Raw genomic sequence first — 16,553 nt, 5'->3', positions numbered from 1 at the left:
AGCTGAGATGTCCCGCCGGAGCGCGCGCCAGGTCAGGAGCGCTGTGGCCTCCCTCGCCCAGCGCCGAGTGGCAGCGCGCGCAGCCCTTATCGAAAAAGCTGCGCATGCCCGCCTTCGGATCGCCCGGAATGAAATTTCCGCCTCCGCCCTGCGCCCTCAACGGAACAACAACCAGGACGCAGGCAACGGCCACCGCCGCCACGGCGGCAAGCAGGAACACACACGACGATCGGCCTTTAACGATGGCAATCATTGCAGTCCGCATTAACTCGATTCTGCTGGTGACAACTGATACAGGCCGCCATATTGAAGACGCGAAACGGGCGCTCCGGCGGCCTGGTTGCTTGTTCCATGGGGCCGTGACATTCGGCGCACGGCAGGTGTGCTACCGCGACATGTCGGCGGTGAGAGAAGAAAACGTACGGAGCCGTTTGCGTCAACGGCACCCAGTTCAACTCCTGGCCGGCCGCCGCGACGGTACGAATCCGTTCTTCCTCCGCGCTGGAGGTCAGTGCTACCTGGTGGCAACCGATGCAAACGTCAACCGATGGGAGAGTCGCCTTCGCCTGCGTTTGCACACCGGCGTGGCAGTCCGCGCAGGCCACGCCGTTGCTGACGTGCTTGGCGTGGTTAAACGCGATCGGCTGTTTGCGCGTCGCCGCGTGTTGTAAACCAACGAAGCCCGCTCCACCCAGGACGAAGAACAGGACAAAGCCTCCCGCTGCGTACGGGATATGGCTCAGCAGCGATAGCGAACCCAGCAGCTTCACCGGCGGCCCTCCTCGGCAGGCGAATTCAGAAACGCGAACAGGTCGCCGAGATCGTTTTCATTCAACTTGGGCCACGCGATTCCGAGGCTCTGAGTTCGCCGGTACATTTCCGGCCCGTGCCGCCACAGCGCCGTCGCCAGCGAAACCGAGTTCACTCGCTGGCCGCGCAGCCCTGGTCCAAGCGAAGTTCCCTGTCCGTTCGCTCCATGACATCGGCTGCAGCCGCGCGCGGCGAAAACCCCGCGTCCCGCCTCCGTCGAACCATTCGGTTCGAAGTAGCGGAGGCTGTTGAAGAACGCCATCAGGTCCGCCATCTCTTGCCCGTTGAACGTCGGCCGCTGAATGCCACGGCTGTTCATTTCACGGTACATCTGCGGAGAGTGGTTCCACATCGCTCCCGCGAATTCCACCATCGTCATCGGCGCCTGCCGTCCGACACCGAGGTCAGGACCGACATGTCCGCCCTGGCCCTGCACCGCGTGGCATTCAATGCAGGATTTGGTCTTGAAGAGTTGCCAGCCACGCACAGGATCGGCGGGCAGCAATCGGAATTCCGTGCGGGGCGATGTCGAGACTTCGCGCACGTACGCCAGCAAGTCGCTCATTTCCGATTTGTCGAATCGCGGCCAGGACATGCCCGTTGGGGAAAACTGCTTTTCCATCGATGGAGCGTGGTTCCACAGCGTCTGTGTCCATTGAATCGGAGTATCGACCCCGGTGATACTCGCCAGATCCGGACCGACTCTGCCGCCTTCACCGCGTATGGCGTGGCACCGAATGCATCCCTTGGTTTCAAAAAGCCGCCGACCTTTGAGCGCATCACCAGGCTCGTCCATGTAGCGCGCCAGGTAGAGATACGCGAACAGGTCGCTGACCTCGGATTGGGTCATGGGCGAAGCGCGCAGGTTTTCCTGCTGCATCCGCTTCCACATCTCCGGCGCGTGGTTCCACATGGTCGTGACCAACTGGCCCAGGTTCGCCCGCGATGTATTGCGTCCGGAGCCGAGGTCCGGTGCAAGCTTTCCACCCGATCCGTTGATCGCATGACAATGCGAGCAGCGCTTCGATTGAAACAACATGCCGCCCGCTACCGGATCGCCCGAAAGAAAACTGACACTGCGCTGCGGCACATGCTCCCGTTGCCACGCCACCACGCTTGCCAGGAGAGCCAGTGCAATCACCGCCGCTGCCAGCCAGACCGCCGGTCGCCGCCGAAGGTTTATCGTCATGACGGTCCACACTCCGCATTAGCAGGTGCAGTTTCATGGCCAACCGCCAGGGCGCATGCCGGCCGCAGACAGACCAGTGCACCTGGCGCGTTGCCACCTTCTGACAACTACCCGGTAACGCAGCTAGATACGGGCGCAAAGTGTGCCCGCGACAGCGGCACACGAGCGGGCACGTCAGAAAATTTCGATGAGGGTATCGGGAGAAGTCGCGGGGTAGCCTCTTAATGTGTGTCCGCTTCTCGTACACTTGGCGATTTGGTGCTCTTGAAAGCGTTTTCGTCGATTTCGGGTTCCATCTCGCGCAGTTTGCGATACAACGTATCGCGCGAAATGCCCAGCAGCGACGCCGCCTTGCGCCGATTGCCGTGAGTAATCCGTATCGCCCGCTGGATGGCCATGCGCTCCAGTTGTTCCAGGCCGAGCGGCTGGTCTACCCCGCGAGCGCGCGACTCCGGAACCGCGGACGAACGAAGCAGCCGCGCGAGATCCTTGTCGGTAACTCGCTGCGGGTCGTCGCGCGACACCGCTGTAACCGCCTCCAGAAGGTTTTCCAGTTCGCGTACATTCCCGGAGAAGGATTGCTCCAGCAGCAACTCCATGGCGCTACGGCCCAGCACGATGTCGCGGTCATACCGTTCCGACAGCCGCCGTGCGAAGTGTTGTGCCAACACCAGCGTGTCCTCCGGCCGGTCGCGCAACGGCGGTATCTCGATGACAACGGTTGCGATCCGAAAATACAGATCTTCGCGCAGACACTCCGACCGCAGTTCTCCGACCGGCCGGTTGGTCGCGGCGATGATCCGGACATCCACCGGGACGGACTTTGTGCTGCCCACCGGACGCAATTCCTTTTCCTGCAGCACGCGAAGCATCTTCACCTGTGCATCCTTCGGCATCTCGCCTACTTCGTCGAGGAATACCGTGCCGCGATTGCCGCTGACGAACAGGCCGGGGGCATCGGCGTAGGCGCCCGTAAATGCGCCACGCCGGAAACCGAACAGCTCGCTCTCCACCAGATCCCTTGGCAGCGCGCCGCAATTAATGGCGACGAACGGCGACGATGCGCGCTTGCTTGCCCCGTGGATAGCTCGTGCCACCATCTCTTTGCCCGTGCCAGTTTCGCCCAGCAGCAGCACCGACGCGTCGGATTGCGCCGCCGTACGCGCCACTTCGACCACGCGCTGCATCATCGGGGAGACGAACACCAGCGATTCAAAGGGTGTGGGGCGCTCGTACAGGTTGGCCTCGAGCTCCGCCACACGGGTCCGCAACTGCATCGTCTCCATTAGCCGCCCGACTTTTTTCCGCACCGCATCCGGGTCCAACGGCTTGGTAATGTAGTCCTCTGCGCCGCGCTTCACCGACTCGACGGCCGTCTCAATGGTCGCGAAACCGGTCATGATGATCACGGCCAGGTCGGGATCGTGCTCGCGCAATCGCTCCATCAGCGTCAAACCGTCGCTGACCGGCATTAACAGGTCCACCAGCGCCAGGCAAAGATCGCGCGCCGTCTGCTGCAGTTCCAACGCTTCGGCCGCCGAAAGCGCCACCTCCACCGAGTATCCTTCCTGCTCCAGGAAGTGGCGCAACGTATGCGCCAGGCTGGCGTCATCGTCAACCACGAGAATCTTGCCCTGTTTGCCGATGCAATGTTTCATGCGCTAGCTCCCGATCCTGTCGTTTCGCTGTAAACCGGCAAATTCACGATGGCCGTGGTCCCCTGGCGCGGGACGCTATCGAGGCGCACCGTACCTCCGTGAGCCTGCAGGACGTTGCTGGCGATCGCCAATCCCAGGCCGGTACCAACGCCCGGAGCTTTGGTCGTAAAAAACGGTTCGAAGATGTGCGGCAGAACTTCGGGATCGATACCGCATCCATCGTCCGCGACCCGCACCTCGACCGAATCGTGCGCGGACCGTGCGCAAGTCATCCGAATTGTACCCTCGGGACCAACCGCGTCCGCTGCATTGCTCAGCAGGATCAGGAAAAGCGCTTCCAATTGATTGCGGTCCGCCAGCACGCGCGTGCCGTCCACGCCGTCGACGTCCAGCGTCAGCCGGACCCGCTTGGCCATTAGTTGCGGCGACAGAAAACTCGCTACCGCCCGCAGCGTCGCCGCCATGGATTCCGGCTGCTTTTGCCACGGCGAACAGCGGCTGAAGCGCAGCAGTTGCTGGACGAAGTGCTGGCAAAACACCATACTGTTTTCCAGCCGCTCCAGGTCCGCATTCAGATCGCCTTCGAACTTGCCCTCCCGCATCATTCGCATGCGGAGCAGCATGGCCGCCAAAGGCGTATTCAGATGATGGGCCGTACCGGCCGCCATCTGACCCATGGTCGTGAGTTTCTCGATCTGCAGCAGCGTTTGGCGAAGTCGCACGCGTTCGCGAATATCGTCGGTGATCTCGAGAAAGTATTTTTCGTCGGCGCGTTCGCGGAACGGCAGCAGGCTGACTTGCACTTCGAGCGGGCTGCCGTTCTTGGTCTGCCGCTGCGTCTCGACGTCGAGCACGGGCTGGCCGTTCTCTACCTGCCGCAGCAACGCCGCCAACTCTGCCTTGCGATCTTCGGGTACGGTCGGCAGCACTTCGCCAAGCAGTTCGTTCTTGGAGTAGCCATACAGCCGTTCCGCAGCCGCATTGCATTCCGATATCCGCAACGCACTGTCCAACAGCAGGATGGCGCTGGGCGAGCCATCGAGGATGGCGCGATAGCGCTCGCTTGAGCGTCGTAAATGTTCTTCTTTCTCCTTCCGCTCCCGAAGCACGAACCACGCGGCCCAGAACGCCAGGATCAGAGAGACCGCGATGCCACGGCTGATGTACAGGTAGTGCAGCGTAACGTAGTCGAGATTGCGAAAGAAACGGTTCTCGAGCAGTTCCCACACCGCCAGTACGAGCGCGACGACCGTGATGCTGGAGAGCGTCAGCGTCACCCAGAACCAGTTACGCTGCCGGGTAGGACGGCCCATCGGGCCTTCTCCCACGCCATGAGGGGCGTGTGCCGCATGGAACCGCGAACATGTCTCACGGGTCAGTGATAGCCGTCACAGCCTGATGTGAGGCGCAGCACCGGGCATCTTCTTCATGTCTTATTTCCTGACACATTGGGCATTTTCTGACATCCTGCCGGCATCTTCGCGCAGGCAACTGATTCTCCAGCGCGCCCCTCTCAGTCATGCCACGATTCAATCCTCGCCATTCCTGTTCCAAAACCGGAATTTGCCTGCAAATTTTTCCGCCCATGTCACCGACAAATCCCCTGACACTCGCTACTCTGAATCTGCGTGCCCAGGCGCGTAGGTGGTTGTGTTTTATGACCGCTTGTTTAGATCTTTGACAACAAAACGAGGTCGCGCCAACCAGCTACCGGCCAAGCCGACGGTTACCGTCGGTTACCGTGCGATTTCGACGGTATGCCGTGCGCAAGTTACTGATTCTGCGTGGACACAGGGGGGAGGGGGTATATACCGTCCAAGAGTTTACTAAAAGGTAAAATCACTCTTCCTTCTTCACTGCCGTTGGATCGCCTGTTTGATGGTCCTCGATCTGGAATTTCAGGAACTCGTGGATCGCCGCAATGGCTGCCGGATCCTTGCTGCTGATGCGCAATCTGGCGCCGCGCTCGATCTCCTCGTACTTATAGGTGATCGCCGATTTGAGCGTCTGCATCTGCGGCGTGCCCGGTAAAACACGAGCATGAGTCATTTCGGAATTGCTGAAGTCGCCGGCGCCAAACCGCTTCGCCTGCATCTGCAAGTGCATGCGGATGTGATCGCGGTCCTCGGTATCTTTCGCATCGTTGGCCTGCACCTGGATGTAGCCGCCCTCGGACTGGAGGATGAAATGGTGCGTGGTCGCGGTTTGGGAGAAGCCCATGGCTTTCTCGCCGCGCGCGTTCACGGCGTCGTGATGGTGGGCATCGTGGTTGTGGACATGCTCCGCCTCTTGGGCAGACGCCAACAACGAAAGGACAAAGATCGCAACGGTCAGTCGTGAGAGTCGCATCACGTCATGAGATTCGTTGGTGGAGCGCAAAGACGCATTTTTCTCGAAATTGCGACCCGTGCGCATCCGTGGCGACCAGTGGTTAACAGTTATTCGTAGCGCAGCGCCTGCACCGGATCGAGCTTCGCGGCTCGCGACGCGGGATAGAGACCCGAGCCAAGGCTTACGATCACAGCGAACGCCAGCGCCGCCGCCACCAGCCACCACGGCACCAGCCAAAACGTCTCGGGCGTCATGTCCATGCGCTTGAGGTAGATGTTGGTGCCGATATTGATGGCGCGCCCGATGGCCCAGCCGAGGGTCACGCCGACCAAGCCGCCACAGAACCCCATGACGCCGGCCTCGGCGAAGAAAAGCATTTTGATATCCGCGTCGCCCGCGCCAATGGCTTTCATGATGCCGATCTCGCGCCGGCGTTCCAGGATTGCCATGACCAGCGTGTTCACGATCCCGAGCAGCGCTACCGCCAGCGCTAAGCTGCCGAAGATGCCAAGGAACATGTCGAGGATGGTGAAGAAGCGGCGCAGGCTGCGCGTGGCGTCCAGCAGCGAGAAGGTGGAGAAGCCCATGTTCTTGATGGCGTCTTCCGCGGGCTGCACCTGCGACGGCGTATCAATCCGCACGGAGAGCGCCATGTACGCGCGCCCGCGATAGGAGGTGCGCACCATCTCGCGCAGGTCGCTGCCGAGCATGACGTTCATCTTCGCAGCTACCGCGGTCGGCACAAACACGCGCGAGCGCCCCATGCCGCCGAAACCCACAGTCGGCTCGTGCTCGGTGATGCCGACCACGCGCAGCGCCATCTCGCGGCGCGTGACGGAGAATCCCGAAGCGATCAGCTCGCCGACGGTGCTCGCTTCCTCGTTGTCGCTGTTCTGCGGCGTGGCCGAACTTGCGGTATTCGGCGTGCCTCCGCGCGCGGCGTATTGCAGCACTATGTCCTTGCCGAGGAGCGATTTGGGATCGGGCGCCAGCTCCTTGGCAAACTCGGATTCGAGAATCACTTCCTCCGAATCCGGCGAAGAGAAGAACTTGCCGGTCATGCCGTCGAAGGCTTCGCGATCGCGAGCCGACGGCGGAAGCGCGGCGACCATGATGAACCTGCTCTTGTCGCCGTAGCGCGCTTCGGCCATGAAGCGCATTTCGGGCGTGACTTCTGCGACGTGCGCCACGCGCCGGATGTCGGAGATCGCGGCGTCATCGAGCGGGCGCGCGGGCGCGTTCGTCTGGGCGCGGCGCGACGGCCCGCGGTCCAAATCGCGCGGCATGACGATGACGGTGTTGAACAGCCCGGAGCGCGTGAGCCGCCGATTGGCGAGCTGCTGAAGCCCGATGCCGAGCGAGAGCATGGCGACAAGCGAGGCCACGCCCACCGCGATGCCAATCGTGGTGAGCGAATTGCGCAGCACGGACTCGCGCAGGTTGCGCGCCGCCAGCTCGACGACGTCGTGGGCTTTCATCGCTCGCCCCGCTGAACCTGTGCGGCAGTTGCGGGCACGCGCGTGTCGTCCACGAGACCACCATCGGCGAGCGTGAGCACGCGCTGCGCGTAGCGGTCGGCGAGCGGGCGCTCGTGTGTGACCAGCAGGACGGTCAGACCCTGCGAGTCATGGCATTCGCGCAGGTAGTTCATGATCTCCTCGCCGGTGCGGCTGTCGAGATTGCCGGTTGGCTCGTCGGCCAGCAGCAGCGACGGGCGGTTGACGAGCGCGCGGGCGATGGAGGCGCGCTGCTGCTCGCCGCCGGAAAGCTCTACCGGACGATGCGTGACGCGCGCCGATAATCCCACGCGTTCCAAGGCTTGTTGAGCACGCGCGGCGCGCTCGCCACGATCCACCTCGGCGAAGCGCATGGGCAATGCGACGTTTTCCAGCAGTGTCATGGTCGGAATCAGGTTGAACGCCTGGAAGACCATGCCGACGGTGTGACGGCGGTAGCGTGCCAGCTCTTCCGCCGACATCTGTGCCAGCTCGCGGCCGTTGACGGCCATGGAGCCGGAAGTCGGGCGATCAAGCCCGGCTATCAAGTTCAGCAGCGTGGATTTTCCCGAGCCCGAGGCGCCGAGCAGCGCGACGAATTCGCCGTTGGCGATATCCAGCGTGATGCCGCTCACGGCGCGGATGAGCGCGTTTCCCATGCGGTACTCGCGGGTTACATCGCGGGCGGAAACGGCGGCTGTGTTGAGTGAAGGCATGTTCAGTTTGTCAGTCCTTGCAGTTTGTCAGTTACCGGCCACCCGGCTTCAAATCGTGTGCTGCCCGCCCCAGCGGCTGGTGCGCCAGTTGTCATGTGCCTCCGGCGGGCGAAACCACGGCGGCAACTGCACCAGGAAATACTCGGCCAGGGCCGCAATGTAGGGCTCATACATGCTACGCAGTTTGGCGAGCCTTTGTTCCGCGTCGGCGGTGGCGAGCAACTGGATGCCGCCCTCGGCCAACTGTTGACGGAGTTGCTGAAGGGATTCGGGTGTCAGGCGCGGCTGCGGCGGATCTCGCGGCGGAGTGTTGAAGACCTGCGCCAGGTCCACGATGGCGTGCCTGGCCATGGCAAAGGTGAGCTGCGCCTGGCGCGCGGGTGCGCCGTCAATGGACTGGCAGAGCGCGGACGCATCAAGGACGGCGGTGAGCGCGGCAACCCACGACTGGTTGTCGTGCTGCGAGCGGAAGTATCCGAGCACGGGATAGGAGATGTGGCTCTCCAGCATTTCGGCGGCGGAGTGTTCCCACTCGTGCAGGATTTCGCGCAGGTTTCCGTCCTGGGGATCGATATTGCGGCGCACCAGCTCGGCAGCTGTTGGCGGCGTCCCGGCGCGTCCGTCAAGCAGCGAGACATTCACTTCGCGGCGCGAGAAAGATTGGTAGACCACCGGCAGGTAGCTGAGGACCAAGGCGAGAAAGCCGAGGCCCATGCCACTCTCGATGACGGTGAGTACACGTGAAATCGCGGCGCGCGGAGTTACGTCGCCCAAGCCGAGCGTGAACAGCGTAGTCCCGCTGAAGTAGAGATCGGTGGCAAAGGTGCGTGAATTGCCGCCGCCCTCGACGGTGGAACCGGCGGCCCATTGCAACAGCGCAAAGCCGAGGACCAGGCCGACGGCCCACAAGGCCAGCAGCAGGATCAGGGACATGGGACCATACAGTGCGAGAAAACTTTCGCGGCGGCGAAGTCTTCGGATATGCCGCGCGACGGCGGCCCAGGGCCGCCAGGTGTAGCGGTAAAAGCCTCGCGTGAGTCGAAAGCGGCGGGTAACGCGACGCGGCAGCACCACCGTTTCAAACGCTTCGAGCAAGACTCCGGCAACGACCAGCACCCCCGCAATCGCCGCGGCCACATCCATCCCGTCATGGTAATTGTTGCAGCGGCAGTGCGCCAAGACGGATCGAATGATGATTGGAACTCGATTGGCGGAGGTGGCTCGTGAAGTGGATCACTCGCAGGAACATCAAGGTGGACCGCGTCGCATGCCCGTGGCTGATCCGGCGGTTCGTGGATCGTGAAGCCGAGTTTATGTTTGTGGAGGAAGGGCAACTGCTGGAGGTGGCAGCACGCGAACAGGCGACGCCGTTCGACGCACCGAAGCTGGCGGCGGTAAAACTCAATCATCGGGGCGAGCGCTGCTCGTTCGAGGCGATCATCGAAGACTACAACTTGCAGGATCCGCCGCTGCAGCGACTGGCACTGATCGTGCGCGCCGCGGACGTCAAAGGGCAGGAGCCGGTGGCGCCGGAAGGTTTCGGCCTGCGCGCCATCGCCGAGGGATTCGCGGCGCTGGGTATTTCAGACGAAGAGCGCTTGGCGCGGCAATTCCCGGTGTATGACGCACTGTACTGCTACGCGCAACTGCGAGAACGGTGACATGAACGACCGCCGCGACCTGCCGCTGATCTATGCCGCGGCGTTTCTGCGCTCCGCCGGCGTGGGCATGATGGGCGTACTGCTGGGCGTGTACCTGGCGCGCGCGGGATTGTCGCCGTCGAGCATCGGCGTGGCGATCGCCGCCGGGCTGATCGGAACGACCGCGGCGACGGCGCTGATGAGCTGGAAAGGCGATCGTCTGGGGCGGCGGCGAATGCTGGCCGCACTCGCGGTTTTGACTGCGCTCGGCGGCATGGCGCTGGCGCTAACCACGCGCACGCCGATCCTGATTCCGCTGGCGGTGCTGGGCATGATCAACGGCACCGGCACCGATCGCAGCGCCGCCTTCGCACTCGAGCAGGCGGTGATTCCGGGGCTGACGACGGCGAAGTCGCGGACCTGGGCGCTCTCCTGGTACAACGTAGTTCTCGATGGCAGTGGCGCGATCGGCGCGGTGGCGGCGGGCGCGCCCGCCTTGGTTCACGCGCGCATGGGAATCGCGGTTGGCGATGCCTACCGTCTGGTGTTTGCCGGATTCGCGGCTGCGAACCTGATCGCGGCGGTGCTGTATGCGTTTCTTTCGGAGCGCGTGGAGGCCGCCAGACCGCACGAGGAAAGGCCGCCGGTGTCGCCGCGCACGCGCCGCATCGTACGCAATCTGGCGGCGCTATTCGCCATTGACAGCTTCGGCGGAGGATTCCTAACTGACGCGCTGGTGGCCTACTGGTTTTTCCAGCGTTTCGGCGTTTCCGTGCAGGTTCTGGGCATGGTATTCGGCGTGGTGCACGTGCTGAACGCGCTGTCCCACTTGGGCGCGGCGTGGCTGGCGCAACGCATCGGATTGCTGAACACGATGGTGTTCACGCACTTGCCGTCGAGCGTTTTCCTGGTGCTGGTGCCGCTCGCGCCGAGTTTTCACTTGGCCACGGCACTGTTTTTCCTGCGCGAGGCGCTGGTGGAGATGGACGTGCCGTCACGGCAATCCTATGTCGCCGCCGTAGTGGAGCCGCACGAGCGCACTTTCGCCAGCGGGGTCACGAACTTGACGCGGAATTTGATGTGGGCGGCGGGATCGTCGGCGGCGGGAATGTTCATGCAAAACGTGGCGTTTTCGGCGCCGCTGGTCGCGGGCGGGTCAATCAAGATCTTGTACGACTTGCTGCTGTATCGCGCTTTCCGCAAGGTGAAGCCACCGGAAGAACGGTAGTTGAATTGGTAGTTGGCAGTTGGTAGTTGATAGCTCGGGGTTGGTAGCTGGTCAAACGCCCGCTGGACATCTCAACTTGAAGCGCTGGATTTTTCCGGTGGCGGTCTTGGGGAGTTCGGGGAGAAATTCCACCCAGCGCGGGCGCTTGTAGGCGGCGAGACGTGTGGCGACGAATTCCTGCAGTTGCTGCGCGAGGTCGGGCGCGGGCACGTGGCCGGCGTGCAGGACGACATAGGCCGCCGGCTTCACCAGTTCATCTTGATCCTTACGGCCGACGACGGCGGCTTCCTGCACCGCGGGATGTTCGACGAGCGTGCTTTCGATCTCCGCGGGGCTGACCCAAACGCCGCTGACCTTGAGCATATCGTCGGTGCGCCCGGCGTACCAGAAGTAGCCGTCGGCATCCTGGCGATACTTGTCGCCGGTGCGCAGCCAGTGGCCGTCGATGGCGTCCTTGGTTTTCTCGTGCTGGTTCCAGTAACAGGAGCACACGGCGTCGCTCCTTATATATAGGTTACCCACTTCGCCGGTGGAAACTGCGCGGCCGCCCTCGTCCACAATTCTGGCGTCCATGCCGGGAATGACCTGGCCGCTGGAGCCGGGATGCGCGGCGCCGGGGCGGTTGGCGATGAACATGTGCAACGCTTCGGTGGAGCCGATGGCGTCGAGAATTTCGACGCCGAACCGGGACTCGAAGCGCTGGAAGATGGCGGCGGGCAGCGCCTCGCCGGCAGAGATGGCGTTACGGATGCTGGAGAGATCGAAGTCGCAGCCGTCACGCCTGTGCGCCAGCAGTGCGGCATAGCTTGATGGGACAGAGAAAAACAACGTCGGGCGGTGGCGCTCGATGATGTCGAAGACACTTGCCGGTTGCGCCGGACCGGGCAGCAGGATGCTGGCGCCGCCAACAGCGAGGGGAAAGTACAGCCCGTTGCCGAGTCCGTAGGCAAAAAATAGTTTGGCGACGCTGAAGAAACGGTCGTGCTCGCCGACTTGGAGAATTTGTTTCGCGTACAGCTCCGAGGTGACCACCATGTCGTGCTGCAAATGAACGCAGCCTTTGGGGAAACCGGTGCTGCCGGAGGAGTAGAGCCAGAAGGCGGGGTCATGCAGGTGGGTGGGCGCAGGATCGAGTTCGGCAGGCTCGGCGCTTATCAGTTCGGAAAACGAATGCGCGCCGTGAATCGGACCGCCGACCACAACCACGTGCTCAAGGGATGGCAGACGATGGCGTGGTATCGCCGCCAACAGCGGCAACAACGCCTCGCTGACGATTGCCACCCGCGCGCGGCTGTCATTGAGCAGGTACTCGTATTCGGCGGGCTTGAGGAACGTGTTTACGGGCGCGGGCACAGCGCCGATCTTGATGGCGCCGAAGAAGCAGGCAGCGAAATCCGGGGTGTCGAGCAGCAGAAGGAGGACGCGCTCTTCTACCCGCACGCCGAGCGCGCGGCGCAGGGCATTGCCGAGGCGATTCACGCGCGCCACCAACTCGCGGTAGGTGACGCGCTCGTCGCCGCATTCAATGGCAATTTTGTCGGAACGTTCGCGAAGGTGCGGATCGATGAAGTAAGCGGCGGCGTTGAAGCGGTCGGGAACAGAGAACGTCATGCAGGACGCGCCGAGGCGGCGGAATTGAGCTCACGCGCCAGGTTGGCGAAGGTGTCGCGAACATTCTTCTGCGCGGCGGCTTCGACCAAGCGCCCGCCGACGGACGCCAACATGCCGCCAACCATGGCTTCGCCGCTGAAGCGCACGATGGTTTCGGCGCCGGCCGATTCGAGTTCGAGGCGGCCAACGCCCTCGACGAAGCCCGCGGTGGAGCTGGCGCGCGAGGTCAGAGTGTAACTTTTCTCGGGGACGATGTCGGAGATGGTGACGTCGCCGTGAAAAGTGCCCTTCACCGGCCCGACCCCCGTTTTCAGTATGGCCCGGTACTGGTTGGGTACCTTTTCTTCCAGCTTCTGGCAGCCGGGCATGACGCGTTGTAGGACCGCCGGATTCATTAGGTTGCGCCAGACGGCGTCGAGCGGAGCGGCGATGGTGTAGGTGCCTTGAAACTTCATCGGTTTCAGTATCGGGTTGCGAGAAGGAACGCTTTCAGGCACGGATGAAGCCGTGCCCTTCCCGATTCACTTTGGATGCCTCAGTTACTACTTCCGACTCGCAATGCATTGCTGCACCGCGCGACGGGTGTAGACGCGAGCCAGATGGCCGCGGTATTCGCCTGAAGCGAAGTGATCGCCCAGGACTTCGACGCCGTCGGTGACGAACTCGCACGCGGCGGCGATCGCGCCGGCCGGCTTGCCGCGCAGGTTCTTCTCCACAGCGTTGGCGCGATATGCGAACTGCGCAACGCCGGTGATGCCGATGGCTGCGCTCTCGATGGTCGCGCCGCGCGCTTTCACCACCACCGCGACTCCCACCACCGCCATGCCCGAGGCGGGATGCGCGAATTTCTTGTACGCGGTCGCCGCCGCCGGTTCGGTCACGGGCACGCGCACTTCGGTGATGACCTCATCGGAGGCCAGGCTGGTGCTGAAGAGCCCGGTAAAGAAATCGCGCGCGGGGATAATCCGCTCGCCGCGAGTGCTCATGGCGACGATGTCGGCGTCGAGGGCAAGAATCGGCGCTGGATAATCCGCCGACGGATCGGCGTGCGCCAGGCTGCCGCCGATGGTGCCGCGGTTGCGCACCTGCACATCGCCAATTTCCCGTGCGGTCTGCGAAAGGAGCGGAGAGACTTTGTGCATGAGCGGCGATGTCGCGACCTCCGCATGCGTGGTCATGGCGCCGATGTGCACGGTGTCTCCAACCTCGCGGATGTAGCTGAGACCGGCAACGCGCGACAGGTCCACCAAGACAGCGGGCGAGGAGAGGCGCAATTTCATCGCGGGCAGCAGGCTGTGCCCGCCGGCGAGCAGTTTGGCATCTTCACGCGAGGCGAGCAGCGCCAGCACTTCGCTTAATTCGCTCGGAGATTCGTACTCGAATTCGGTGGGGATCATGCGCGCCTCACGGGTTTCTTCACGCTTTTCGCGGCGCCGGCGGCGGTGAGAACGGCCGTCGCTTTGGCCTCGCTGTGACTGGGCCGGATGTGTGCGTCGTGCACCGCGCGCCAGATGCGCTCGGGCTTGAGCGGCATGTCGAGGTGGCGGATGCCAAGCGGCGCAAGCGCGTCGCACACCGCGTTGACCACCGCGGGCGTGCAGCCGATAGTGCCCGCTTCACCGACGCCCTTCACGCCCATGGGATTCACCGGCGACGGCGTGCAGGTGCGCTCCAGGGTGAGCTCGGGAATATCGGGCGCGCGGGGCAGTGCGTAATCCATCAACGTGCCGGTGACGAGTTGGCCGTCGCTGTTGTAGATGACTTCTTCGTACAGCGCCTGCGCCATGCCCTGCACGATGCCGCCGTGCACCTGGCCTTCGACCAGCATGGGATTGATGACGTTGCCGCAGTCGTCCACGGCGATGTACTTGTCGAACTTGATCTCGCCGGTCTCAATGTCCACCTCGCATGAGATGACGTGCGCGCCAAAAGGAAAGGTGAAATTCGAGGGCTCGAAGAAGTGCGTCGCTTCCAGGCCGGGCTCGACGCCGGCGGGCAGGCTCTTGGCAGCGTAGGCGGCGCCCACCACTTCGCCGAACGCGAGCGACTTCTTGCTGCCCTTGGCGCCGATGCGTGCGTCGCGGAATTCCATCTGCTCGGGCTTGCCGCCCAGCAGGTGGGCCGCGATCGCCGCCATCTTCTTCCTGAGCTTCTCGGTGGCGACGAACAAGGCGGAGCCTCCGACCGCAGTGCCGCGGCTGCCGAAGGTCCCGATGCCGTAGGGAACGACGGCGGTGTCGCCGTGCACGACGTTGATGTCCGCTGGCGAGAGGCCGAGCATGTCGGCGATCATCTGCGCGAAGGTGGTTTCCTGACCCTGGCCGTGCGGCGACGCCCCGGTCAGCGCGGTGACTGTGCCGGTTGGCTCAATGCGCACGGTTCCGCTCTCCCATCCGCCGGCGGGCATGGCGGCCGACGGACCCATGGCGCAGATTTCGACGTAGGTGGAAAGTCCGATGCCGTAGTATTTGCCCTGCTTCCGGCCGGTTTTCTGGCGGGCGCGCAGCTTGTCGTAGCCGGCGAGATCAAGGGCGCGCTTGAGGCTGCCCTGGTAATTACCGGAGTCGTAGATCACGCCGGTGGCGGCGCTGTACGGAAACTCCGCCGGTTTGGGGAAGTTGCGGCGGCGGATTTCCACGGGGTCCATGTTCAATTCGCGCGCGGCGATGTCAACAATGCGCTCGATGAGGTAGGTGGCTTCCGGACGTCCGGCGCCGCGGTAGGCGTCGGTGGACATCTTGTTGGTGAAAACGCCGAGCACTTCGAACTCGATGGCCGGAATTTTGTAGCAGCCGGTGCTCATCAGGCCGGTGAGCGTGGCGATGATCGGCGTCAGCAACTGGTAGTAGGCGCCGAGGTCGGCGAGCACGCGGGTGCGCATGCCGAGGATCGTGCCATTCTTCTTCAGCGCGAGTTCGACGTCGTTGATCTGATCGCGGCCGTGGATGGTGGCAGCGATATTTTCGCGGCGCGTTTCCGTCCACTTCACCGGCCGGTTGAGCTTCATCGCGAGCCACGGGACGACCGCTTCCTCACCGTACACATTGAGCTTGCTGCCGAAACCGCCGCCGACTTCGGGAGTGATCACGCGCACCGAGGTTTCCGGCAAACCGAGCATCAGTGAAATCTGGGTGCGCACCAGGTGCGGAATCTGCGTGGACGACCACACCGTGAGCTGCTTTTCGCCGGGGAGATATTGAGCGACCACGCCGCGCGTTTCGATGGCGATGGGCGCCAGGCGCTGGTTGATGAGGCGCTGCTTGACCACGCGGTCGGCGCGCTGAAACGCCGGCGCAAGGTCGCCGTTCTTGATGACGTGCGTGAACGCCAGATTGCTGTGAAACTCCTCGTGGACAAGCGGGCTTCCGGGGGCCAGCGCCCGTTCCATGTCCACGACGGCGGGCAGCGAATCGTATTCGATGTTCACCAGGTCGGCGGCATCGCGCGCGGCGTAGGGATTTTCCGCGACGATGGCCACCACGGGTTCGCCAACGTAGCGCACCTGGTCCTTGGCCAGCACGTAGTGATGGGGGACCTTCAATCCGGGCAGGCTGCCGGCGAAAGGGACGCCGCCAATGGCGGCGACCTCAGCGTGGGTGACCGCCATCACCACGCCGGGTGATGAGCGCGCCGCCTCGACATCCACCGAGACAATGCGCGCATTTGCGTGTGGCGAGCGCACGAAGACACAATGCAGAAGATCGGGCAGGCGAAGGTCGCCGGCGTAGTGGCTCAGGCCCTGGATGAGGCGCGGGTCTTCCTTGCGCTTGAGGCGCTGCCCGACCCAGCGGCCATGGGGTATGGCGAAGCCGTTTCCCCCGTTTGCGCCTTTGCCGCCCGACTTGGATTTCGTTGCCATGGCAATGTCTCCGGC

15 protein-coding genes are annotated in these 16,553 nt (G+C 63.3%); 2 read left to right on the top strand and 13 right to left on the bottom strand.

The annotated features are described in order from the left end of the window. The 9 genes from LAN64_15475 to LAN64_15435 form a co-directional block, all read right to left on the bottom strand. Positions 1-253, bottom strand: a 253-nt coding sequence (locus LAN64_15475; protein ID MBZ5569239.1) for a cytochrome c, incomplete at its 3' end; no start/stop codon positions are given. Next, positions 237-770 (bottom strand): cytochrome c family protein, encoded by a 534-nt coding sequence (locus LAN64_15470; protein ID MBZ5569238.1) that lies wholly within the window; start codon positions 768-770, stop codon positions 237-239. The genes LAN64_15475 and LAN64_15470, both read right to left, overlap by 17 nt. Next, the gene (locus LAN64_15465; GenBank protein MBZ5569237.1) at positions 767-1,999 is read right to left on the bottom strand and encodes a c-type cytochrome; all 1,233 of its coding nucleotides are present in this window, start codon (positions 1,997-1,999) and stop codon (positions 767-769) included. Before LAN64_15465 ends, LAN64_15470 begins: the two co-directional genes overlap by 4 nt. 221 nt (positions 2,000-2,220) lie before the next feature. Then, complete coding sequence (locus LAN64_15460; GenBank protein MBZ5569236.1) at positions 2,221-3,657, bottom strand: sigma-54 dependent transcriptional regulator; 1,437 nt, start codon at positions 3,655-3,657, stop codon at positions 2,221-2,223. Continuing rightward, complete coding sequence (locus tag LAN64_15455; GenBank protein ID MBZ5569235.1) at positions 3,654-4,970, bottom strand: PAS domain S-box protein; 1,317 nt, start codon at positions 4,968-4,970, stop codon at positions 3,654-3,656. The genes LAN64_15460 and LAN64_15455 overlap by 4 nt, the downstream gene beginning before the upstream one ends. A 526-nt stretch (positions 4,971-5,496) precedes the next feature. Further along, positions 5,497-6,006, bottom strand: a complete 510-nt coding sequence (locus tag LAN64_15450) for a hypothetical protein (protein MBZ5569234.1) — start codon at positions 6,004-6,006, stop codon at positions 5,497-5,499. An 89-nt stretch (positions 6,007-6,095) separates the two neighbouring features. Next, the gene (locus LAN64_15445) at positions 6,096-7,466 is read right to left on the bottom strand and encodes an ABC transporter permease (GenBank protein MBZ5569233.1); all 1,371 of its coding nucleotides are present in this window, start codon (positions 7,464-7,466) and stop codon (positions 6,096-6,098) included. Continuing rightward, positions 7,463-8,200, bottom strand: coding sequence for an ABC transporter ATP-binding protein (locus tag LAN64_15440; GenBank protein MBZ5569232.1), 738 nt, complete (start codon positions 8,198-8,200; stop codon positions 7,463-7,465). The genes LAN64_15445 and LAN64_15440 overlap by 4 nt, the downstream gene beginning before the upstream one ends. 48 nt (positions 8,201-8,248) lie before the next feature. Then, complete coding sequence (locus LAN64_15435; protein MBZ5569231.1) at positions 8,249-9,343, bottom strand: potassium channel family protein; 1,095 nt, start codon at positions 9,341-9,343, stop codon at positions 8,249-8,251. An 80-nt stretch (positions 9,344-9,423) separates the two neighbouring features. Between LAN64_15435 and LAN64_15430 the strand changes: the two genes are divergently transcribed. Continuing rightward, positions 9,424-9,861, top strand: coding sequence for a chromate resistance protein (locus LAN64_15430; protein ID MBZ5569230.1), 438 nt, complete (start codon positions 9,424-9,426; stop codon positions 9,859-9,861). A 1-nt stretch (position 9,862) separates the two neighbouring features. After that, on the top strand, positions 9,863-11,068 hold the full coding sequence (locus LAN64_15425) for an MFS transporter (protein ID MBZ5569229.1): 1,206 nt from the start codon (positions 9,863-9,865) through the stop codon (positions 11,066-11,068). Between the two features lie 51 nt (positions 11,069-11,119). Here LAN64_15425 and LAN64_15420 read toward each other — a convergent pair whose 3' ends face one another. The 4 genes from LAN64_15420 to LAN64_15405 form a co-directional block, all read right to left on the bottom strand. Next, positions 11,120-12,679, bottom strand: coding sequence for a benzoate-CoA ligase family protein (locus tag LAN64_15420; protein MBZ5569228.1), 1,560 nt, complete (start codon positions 12,677-12,679; stop codon positions 11,120-11,122). Beyond that, entirely contained in the window at positions 12,676-13,134 is a 459-nt protein-coding gene (locus LAN64_15415; protein ID MBZ5569227.1) for a carbon monoxide dehydrogenase subunit G, read from the bottom strand. Before LAN64_15415 ends, LAN64_15420 begins: the two co-directional genes overlap by 4 nt. An 87-nt stretch (positions 13,135-13,221) precedes the next feature. Then, positions 13,222-14,076 carry a xanthine dehydrogenase family protein subunit M gene (locus LAN64_15410; protein ID MBZ5569226.1) on the bottom strand — a complete coding sequence of 285 codons (855 nt, stop codon included), beginning with the start codon at positions 14,074-14,076 and terminating at the stop codon, positions 13,222-13,224. Continuing rightward, complete coding sequence (locus LAN64_15405; protein MBZ5569225.1) at positions 14,073-16,538, bottom strand: xanthine dehydrogenase family protein molybdopterin-binding subunit; 2,466 nt, start codon at positions 16,536-16,538, stop codon at positions 14,073-14,075. The genes LAN64_15410 and LAN64_15405 overlap by 4 nt, the downstream gene beginning before the upstream one ends. Between the last annotated feature and the right edge of the window lie 15 nt (positions 16,539-16,553).

This window comes from Terriglobia bacterium, from assembly GCA_020073185.1.
Taxonomy (GTDB): Bacteria; Acidobacteriota; Terriglobia; order Terriglobales; family Acidobacteriaceae; genus JAIQGF01.
The sequence above is the reverse complement of the archived record's forward strand: the minus strand, read 5'-3'. Positions and strand labels throughout refer to the sequence as shown.

Coding starts and splice junctions, on each gene's coding strand:
- LAN64_15465 (MBZ5569237.1), bottom strand. CDS start 1,999: ATGACGATAAACCTTCGGCGGCGACCGGCGGTCTGGCTGGCAGCGGCG.
- LAN64_15460 (MBZ5569236.1), bottom strand. CDS start 3,657: ATGAAACATTGCATCGGCAAACAGGGCAAGATTCTCGTGGTTGACGAT.
- LAN64_15455 (MBZ5569235.1), bottom strand. CDS start 4,970: ATGGGCCGTCCTACCCGGCAGCGTAACTGGTTCTGGGTGACGCTGACG.
- LAN64_15450 (MBZ5569234.1), bottom strand. CDS start 6,006: ATGCGACTCTCACGACTGACCGTTGCGATCTTTGTCCTTTCGTTGTTG.
- LAN64_15445 (MBZ5569233.1), bottom strand. CDS start 7,466: ATGAAAGCCCACGACGTCGTCGAGCTGGCGGCGCGCAACCTGCGCGAG.
- LAN64_15440 (MBZ5569232.1), bottom strand. CDS start 8,200: ATGCCTTCACTCAACACAGCCGCCGTTTCCGCCCGCGATGTAACCCGC.
- LAN64_15435 (MBZ5569231.1), bottom strand. CDS start 9,343: ATGGATGTGGCCGCGGCGATTGCGGGGGTGCTGGTCGTTGCCGGAGTC.
- LAN64_15425 (MBZ5569229.1), top strand. CDS start 9,863: ATGAACGACCGCCGCGACCTGCCGCTGATCTATGCCGCGGCGTTTCTG.
- LAN64_15420 (MBZ5569228.1), bottom strand. CDS start 12,679: ATGACGTTCTCTGTTCCCGACCGCTTCAACGCCGCCGCTTACTTCATC.
- LAN64_15415 (MBZ5569227.1), bottom strand. CDS start 13,134: ATGAAGTTTCAAGGCACCTACACCATCGCCGCTCCGCTCGACGCCGTC.
- LAN64_15410 (MBZ5569226.1), bottom strand. CDS start 14,076: ATGATCCCCACCGAATTCGAGTACGAATCTCCGAGCGAATTAAGCGAA.
- LAN64_15405 (MBZ5569225.1), bottom strand. CDS start 16,538: ATGGCAACGAAATCCAAGTCGGGCGGCAAAGGCGCAAACGGGGGAAAC.